This window comes from Salipiger mangrovisoli (assembly GCF_015223355.1).
GTDB classification, from domain to species: Bacteria; Pseudomonadota; Alphaproteobacteria; order Rhodobacterales; family Rhodobacteraceae; genus Salipiger; species Salipiger mangrovisoli.
Genome location: NZ_JADFFK010000013.1, coordinates 193,154 through 200,182, shown reverse-complemented (window position 1 = coordinate 200,182; position 7,029 = coordinate 193,154). Strand labels below are relative to the sequence as shown.

The window sequence follows — 7,029 nt, the reverse complement described above, 5'->3', positions numbered from 1 at the left end:
CCTGATCCGGCACAGGGGCGCGCGGCGCCCTCATGATGTGCGACAAACCTGTTATACAGGATGGCACTTGTCAAGGAGCCCTCGGCCCCGCGCGCGAATTCCGCGCAGGTTTCTTGCGAGATCCATGACACACGGCGTGCCATCAAATCCGGAGCCCCGCCGTGACCCATTCCCGCGCCTGCAACAGCCCCCCGCGAAGAGAGGGCCCGCGCACCACGCGCGTCGATCCTTCAGGCTCTTTGCCACCTGATGCAGCAAACCGCCGGAGCGGAGGAAATCGGCATGGGGGAGACCGCGCAGCGCGCCGGGCGTCAGCGCCGGACGATCTTCCGCCATTTTGCCACCAAGGACGCGCCGCGCGCTGCCCTGCACGCGCGCACCCGGCGCGAGATGCGGGCGGCAACCGTTTCGGGGCGGCGCATCCTCTTCGCGCAGGCGCTGGCTCCGGCCATCGGCGGCCTGCCCGGATCGGATCTCGAGATGATCGGGATCGAGGTGCCACCCTTGCACCGGCAGAGCCGCCCGCGAATCTGACCGCCGCGCCACGGTAAGAGCCCGATTTCGCCCGCATCGGTGCCGCGACGGAGCGCCATGGCATCAGCCTGTTCGGCATGGCGGCCCGACGCGGCGCCGCGAAAGATCCCTGCACGATCCAATGCTCCGGCTGCGCACCCCGCTGCGCGGCCAGCACCCCGTCTGCGGCGAAAGCCCGCGAGGATTAATGCTTTACTGAGATGTCACGGAACGCTGTGATGAAGTCTTGCACAGAGTTTTTCGAGGCCATCCATGTTCCAGAATATCTTGAAGACGCTCGGCATCGGGCAAATACCGGCAATTTTCCCGATAAATATCGGGCTCGGCAGCCGCGGCGACGACAGCCTTTCGGGCAGCTCCCGCAGCGACCTGATCCTCGCCCTGAACGGCGACGACACGATTTCCGCCTCGCTCGGGGATGACACCGTCCACGGCGGCAGCGGCTTCGACACGGTGATCTTCGAGGGCTCCATCCGCGACGTCGAGCTCGACTTCTCCGGCCTCGCCAAGGGCAAGGCTTTCCACGGTCTGAAGGCCTCGACCGCCATCGTCACCCAGTTCGACGCCACTGGCGCCGCCGCCGGCGTCACCCGAACGCATGGCGTCGAGGCGCTGACCTTCGCGGCGGACGGCTACACGCTTTATCTCGACGGCCGGAACAATGCCGTGCTCGCTGGCGATGACGTGGTCACCACGGACGAGAACACTGCCCTCCAGCTGACCGCCGAGGCCCTGCTGGCCAATGACACCGATTTCGACGGCGACGGCGTGGCCATCGTCTCGGTCGATGCCACGTCCGCGCTCGGCGCCGCGGTGAGCTTCGCAGACGGTCAGATCACCTACACTCCGGCAGCCGCCTTCGACGCGCTGGCCGAGGGCGAGACACTGGAGGACAGCTTCACCTACACGGTCGACGACGGTTTTGGCGGCAGCGATACCGCCACGGTCACCGTCACCGTCACCGGGGCCAACGACGCGCCGGTGATCAGCGCCTCCGATGCGGCGGTCGCCGTGGCGGAAAATACCCGCGACGTGGCCGCCGGCATCAGCGCCAGCGACGTCGACGGCGGCGCGCAGCTGGCCTTCAGCCTCGAGGGTCCGGATGCGGCGCTCTTCGTGATCGATGCCGAAACCGGCGCGATCCACTTTGCCGCCGATCCCGATTTCGAGGCCCCCGCCGATGCGAACGGCGACAACACCTACGCGCTGACCGTCGTGGTCACCGACGAGTTCGGCGCGCAGGACAGCACGCAAATCTCCGTGGCCGTCGGCGATGTCTGGGATCCGATCGCCCTGACCCAGAGCTTCGAGACCGAGGCCGGCGGCGCGCGCTACAGCTTCGCCGGTGCCGATGGCAGCCTCGTCGCGCTCGGCGCCGAGGTCGAGCTGCCGAACGTCACGGGCGCCGCAACCGTCGACAGCACCGACGCCTCGGCCGGGCTGCTTGGCTTCGACCTCAGCTGGGTGAACACCCGCAACGACACCGGCATCGCGGATGGCGACTTCATCGGCGTCACCAGCTACACCAACGACGTCGGTACCTTCAGCGACGGCGCACAGGGCTACGAGCTGCAAGACGCCGACGGGCTGCTGCGGCTCACCTTCGACACCGTGGACCTGTCGGCCCGGCAGGCGGCGACCGTGGTGCGCGTCTCGCTCGACGCCTTCATCACCGAGACCGGCTGGGAAAGCGACGACCTCGTCCGCATCTACATCGAGACCAACCTCGGCACTGTGACGCTGCTCGACAGCAGCGGATCGGACATCGACGATCTCGGCATCGAGGGCAGCTGGCACTCGCTGGGCGCGACGCTCTCGCAAGAGGTGACCGAGGCCACGCTGGTCGTCGAGCTCGACAGCAATGCCGCCGCCGAGAATCTCTACATCGACAATGTCGCCGTGAGCGAGCTGTTCCAGCTCACCCAGAGCTTCGAAACCGAGGCCACGGGCGGCAAATACGGTTTCGCCGGTGCCGCCGATGGCCCCGTCGCGCCGGGCGGCGAGGTCGACGTGCCGAACATCGCCGGGCTCGCCTCGGTCGACAGCACCGAGGCCTCGGCGGGGCAGCTCGGCTATGACCTCAGCTGGGTGAACACCCGCGGCGACGTCGGGCTTTCCGACGCCGATTTCATCGGCGTGCAAAGCTATACCGGCACGGTCGGCAGCTTCACCGACGGCGCGCAGGGTTACGAGCTTTCCGACTCCGACGGCCTGCTGCGCATGAGCTTCGACCAGATCGACCTGTCGGACGTGGGCGCGGTGACCGTGTCGCTCGATGCCTTCCTGCAGCAGACCGGCTGGGAAGCCGACGATCTTGTGAACATCTACGTCGAGACCGACCTCGGCATCGTCTCGCTGCTGGATACCACGGGCAGCGATATCGACGATCTGGGCATCGAAGGCAGCTGGCAGAGGCTCTCTGCCACGCTTGGCGCAGATGTCTCCTCGGCGCGGCTGGTGGTCGATTTCGACAGCAATTCCGCGGAAGAGGCGCTGTTCATCGACGCCGTCAAGATGACCGCCGACCCGGCAGCGGCAGACGGTGAGGGCGGCGGCGAGACCGAGATCACCCTGATCTCCGCCGTGCAGGGCGCGGGGGCCGCCTCGGGCAAGCTCGGCGAGATGGTCAGCCTCTCGGCGCTGGTGACGCTGGTCACCTCGGATGGCTTCTATCTTCAGGAAGAGGAGGCCGACAGCGACGGCAACGCGCTGACCTCCGAGGGCATCTTCGTCTACACCGGCGGCGGCTACGCCGTCACCCTCGGCGATCTCGTCGAGGTCACCGGGTCGGTCACCGAGTTTTTGGGCCTGACCGAGATCACCTCGGTCTCCTCGGTCGAGATCCTCGGCTCCGGCTACGCGCTTCCCGCCGCGACCGTGCTCGCCCTCTCGCCCGACGAAACCCCCAACTACGAGGCGCTGGAAGGCATGCGCCTTTCGGTGACCACAGGCACCTCCGAGGCGCTGACGGTGATCGAGAACTTCAACCTCGACCGTTACGGCCAGATCACCGTCTCCGCTGGCACCCAGACCCAGCCGACGCAGCTCTACGACGCGCAGACGGAGGCCGCCGAGATCGCCGCGCTCGCCGCCGCCAATGCCAATGCCCGGCTGCTGCTCGACGACGGCGTCTCGACGCAGAACCCCGACAGCTACGGCAACCTGCCCGGCGGCACCGGGGACGATGGCAACGGCGTGCTGGACCGCGGCGACGACTTCTCCGACGCGGGGACCACGGTGCGGCTCGGCGCCGAGGTCGATGGCCCGGTCGAGGGCGTGCTGACCTATGCCTTCGGCGAGTGGACGCTGAACGTCGCCGAGACGCTGACGCTGGTGGAAGCGACCAACAGCGGCGCGCGCAGTGCCAGCCCCGAAGAGGTGGGAGGGTCGCTTCAGGTCGCCTCCTACAACGTGCTGAACTTCTTCACCACGCTCACGGGCGGCACCGGACCGGACGGCACGCTCGAGCCGCGCGGTGCCGATGACGACGCCGAGTTCGCGCGGCAGGCGTCGAAACTCGTGCAGGGTATCATCGGCACCGGCGCCGAGGTGCTGGCGCTCCAGGAGATCGAGAACAATGGCACCACGGCGATCGGCACGCTGGTCGATCTGCTGAACGACGAGGGAACCGGTGCCAGCTACGCCTATGTCGATCCCACCGGCACGGGGGATTTCATCGGATCCGACGCGATCACCACCGGCATCATCTACGACGCCGCCGAGGTCACGGTGCTCTACAGCGACGCCCTCGTCTACGATGAAGCCTCCTCTGCGGCGACCTACGCCATCGCCTCGGAGCTCGCCGGGTCCATCGGCAGAAGCTTCGATGACCTCCAGCGCAACCGTCCCTCGGTCGCGGCCACCTTCCGGGACAACGACAGCGGCGAGACCTTCACCATCGTCTCCTCGCACTTCAAGTCCAAGGGCGACAGCGGGCTCCAGAGTCTCGCCGACGCCGCCGAGAGCTGGCTCTCGGCCAATGCGGGCGCGGCCAACCACGCCGCCGTTTCGGATCTTCTGAGCCAGCTCTACGCCGACGCCAACTTCGATCAGGGCGACGGCCAGGGCTTCTGGAACGGCGTGCGGCTCGATGCGGCCATGGAACTCGCCGACTGGATCTCGACGGAATACGGCGGCGGCGGCGCCAGCAACTACCTGCTGCTCGGCGACATGAACTCCTACGCCGAGGAAGACGCGGTCCAGTATCTCGACGACGACGCCGGGCTCACCGACCTGATCGACACGTTCATCGGTCAGGACACGGCCTATTCCTACGTGTTCGACGGAATGCAGGGCACGCTGGACCAGGGACTTGCCGACAGCGCGTTGGCGGCGCGGGTCACCGGGGTCACGGAATGGCACATCAACGCCGACGAGCCGGACCTGATCAACTACGACACCACGTTCAAGGACCCCGCGTTCTACAACGACGGGGTCTATGCCTCCTCGGACCACGATCCGCTGATCGTCGGGCTGGACTTCACCGGGGCAGACGAGTTCCTGCTCACCGCCTGACCCTCCGGCGAATGCGAAAGGGGGGCGCGGCCGCAGGGCCGCGCCCCTTGATCATGCCGGCTCGGCGACCCCTTCCGGCACTGCCGCGCCGGTCATGTAGGCCACCGCGTCCGACATGGTGTGCCCCTTCGGATCGATCACGCAGAGCCGCTTGCCGAGACGGTGGATGTGCACCCGGTCGGCGACCTCGAAGACATGCGGCATGTTGTGCGAGATCAGGATGATCGGGATGCCCCGTGCCCGCACCTCTTGGATCAGGTCGAGCACCCGGCGGCTTTCCTTGACCCCGAGCGCCGCGGTGGGCTCGTCGAGGATCACCACCCGCGAGCCGAAGGCCGCCGCCCGCGCCACCGCCACGCCCTGCCGCTGGCCGCCGGAGAGCGTCTCGACCGGCTGGTTGATGTTCTGGATCGTCATCAGTCCCAGCTCGGAGAGCTTCTGGCGTGAAAAGTCCTCCATCCGCTTGCGGTCGAGCTTGCGGAAGAGCGATCCCATGATCCCCTCCATGCGCAGCTCGCGTCCCATGAACATGTTGTCGGCGATCGACAGCGCCGGGGACATGGCGAGGGTCTGGTAGACCGTCTCGATCCCCTCGGCGCGGGCATCGTTGGGCGAGGCAAAGGAGACCGGCCTGCCCTCGAGCAGGATCTCCCCCGCGTTGGGCTGGATGGCGCCCGAGAGCGCCTTGATCAGGGTGGATTTCCCGGCACCGTTGTCGCCGATCACCGCGAGGATTTCGCCCGGCATCAGGTCGAATTCGCAATGGTCGAGGGCGGTCACCTTGCCGTAGCGCTTGACGAGGCCACGGGCTTCAAGAACCGGCTGTGTCATGCCGTCACCTTTCTGATCCACTGGTCCACGGTCACGGCGGCGATGATCAGCACACCGATGAGAAGATAGGTCCATTGCGGGTCGGCCCCGGCCATGCGCAGCCCCAGCTCGAACACGCCGACGATCAGTGCCCCGAAGAAGGCCCCGAGGATCGAGCCGCGCCCGCCGAAGAGCGAGATGCCCCCGATCACCACGGCGGTGATCGCCTGGATGTTGCCGATGACACCGGTGGTCGCCGAGGGCGAGACCGAGCCGAAGCGGCCGATCATCACCCAGCCCGCGAGGCCGCAGATGAAGCCCACCACCATGTAGACCGACATGATGGTCCTGTGGCGGTCGACACCGGCCAGCTGCGCCGCCTCGGGATCGTCGCCCACGGCGTAGACATGGCGGCCCCAGGCGGTCGAGCGCAGCACGTAGGCCAGCACCAGCACCACGACCAGCATGAGCACCACGCCCAGGGTGAAGACCGCACCGCCAAGGTTGAACTTGGTGCCGAGGAACTGCAGGAACGGCGCCTGCGCCTCGATGTCCTGGGCGCGGATCGTCTCGTTGGCCGAATAGAGGTAGTTCACCGCAAGCACGATCTGCCACATGCCCAGCGTCACGATGAAGGGCGGCAGCTTCACCTTGCTGACCAGCCAGCCGTTGACCGCGCCGATGGCGGTGCCGAAGGCAAGGCCGATCGGCACGGCAAGCACCGCTGGCACCCCGTAGCGGAAGGTGAACTGCCCCATGATCACCGAGCAGAGCACCGCGACGGCGCCGACCGACAGGTCGATGCCCGCGGTCAGGATGATCAGCGCCTGCGCCGCCGCCAGCACGCCGACGATCTGCACCTGCTGCAGGATCAACGTCAGCGCGAAGGGCGAGAAGAACTTCGACCCGAGGATCAGCCCGAAGACCACGCAGGCCGCCAGCAGCACGATCAGCGGCACGATCGCCGGAGTGCTGTGCAAAAGCTCGTGGAACCGCCCCAAGAGCCCCTTATCGGTGTCCTCGAACTCGGCGAACTTCTCTTCGCCGCGTGTCCTGACGACATCCTCGTACCTGTCCGCCTCAGCCATCTCGCGCCCTCCTCTCGCGTGCGCGGGCAGCGACCCCTCACCGGCCGTGACCCGCAGGTTGCGGTACTCTGGAATGGGTCCG

4 protein-coding genes are annotated in these 7,029 nt (G+C 67.2%); 2 read left to right on the top strand and 2 right to left on the bottom strand.

Going from position 1 to position 7,029, the window contains the following annotated elements; genetic code table 11:
* The first annotated feature begins 282 nt into the window (after nt 1-282).
* Both IQ782_RS17845 and IQ782_RS17840 read left to right on the top strand, forming a co-directional pair.
* A complete protein-coding gene (locus tag IQ782_RS17845; RefSeq protein WP_194136023.1) occupies nt 283-534 on the top strand; it encodes a hypothetical protein in 252 nt (83 codons plus the stop codon).
* 252 nt (nt 535-786) lie between these two features.
* On the top strand, nt 787-5,049 hold the full coding sequence (locus IQ782_RS17840) for an ExeM/NucH family extracellular endonuclease (RefSeq protein WP_194136022.1): 4,263 nt from the start codon (nt 787-789) through the stop codon (nt 5,047-5,049).
* Between the two features lie 51 nt (nt 5,050-5,100).
* On the opposite strand, the gene IQ782_RS17835 is transcribed toward IQ782_RS17840, so the two are convergent.
* Nucleotides 5,101-5,880 (bottom strand): ATP-binding cassette domain-containing protein, encoded by a 780-nt coding sequence (locus IQ782_RS17835; protein ID WP_194136021.1) that lies wholly within the window; start codon nt 5,878-5,880, stop codon nt 5,101-5,103.
* The gene (locus IQ782_RS17830; RefSeq protein ID WP_194136020.1) at nt 5,877-6,947 is read right to left on the bottom strand and encodes an ABC transporter permease; all 1,071 of its coding nucleotides are present in this window, start codon (nt 6,945-6,947) and stop codon (nt 5,877-5,879) included. Before IQ782_RS17830 ends, IQ782_RS17835 begins: the two co-directional genes overlap by 4 nt.
* Between the last annotated feature and the right edge of the window lie 82 nt (nt 6,948-7,029).

What these genes read in the sequence shown, in the direction of transcription:
- IQ782_RS17845 (WP_194136023.1), top strand. Translation starts at nt 283, where the DNA reads ATGGGGGAGACCGCGCAGCGCGCCGGGCGTCAGCGCCGGACGATCTTC.
- IQ782_RS17840 (WP_194136022.1), top strand. Translation starts at nt 787, where the DNA reads ATGTTCCAGAATATCTTGAAGACGCTCGGCATCGGGCAAATACCGGCA.
- IQ782_RS17835 (WP_194136021.1), bottom strand. Translation starts at nt 5,880, where the DNA reads ATGACACAGCCGGTTCTTGAAGCCCGTGGCCTCGTCAAGCGCTACGGC.
- IQ782_RS17830 (WP_194136020.1), bottom strand. Translation starts at nt 6,947, where the DNA reads ATGGCTGAGGCGGACAGGTACGAGGATGTCGTCAGGACACGCGGCGAA.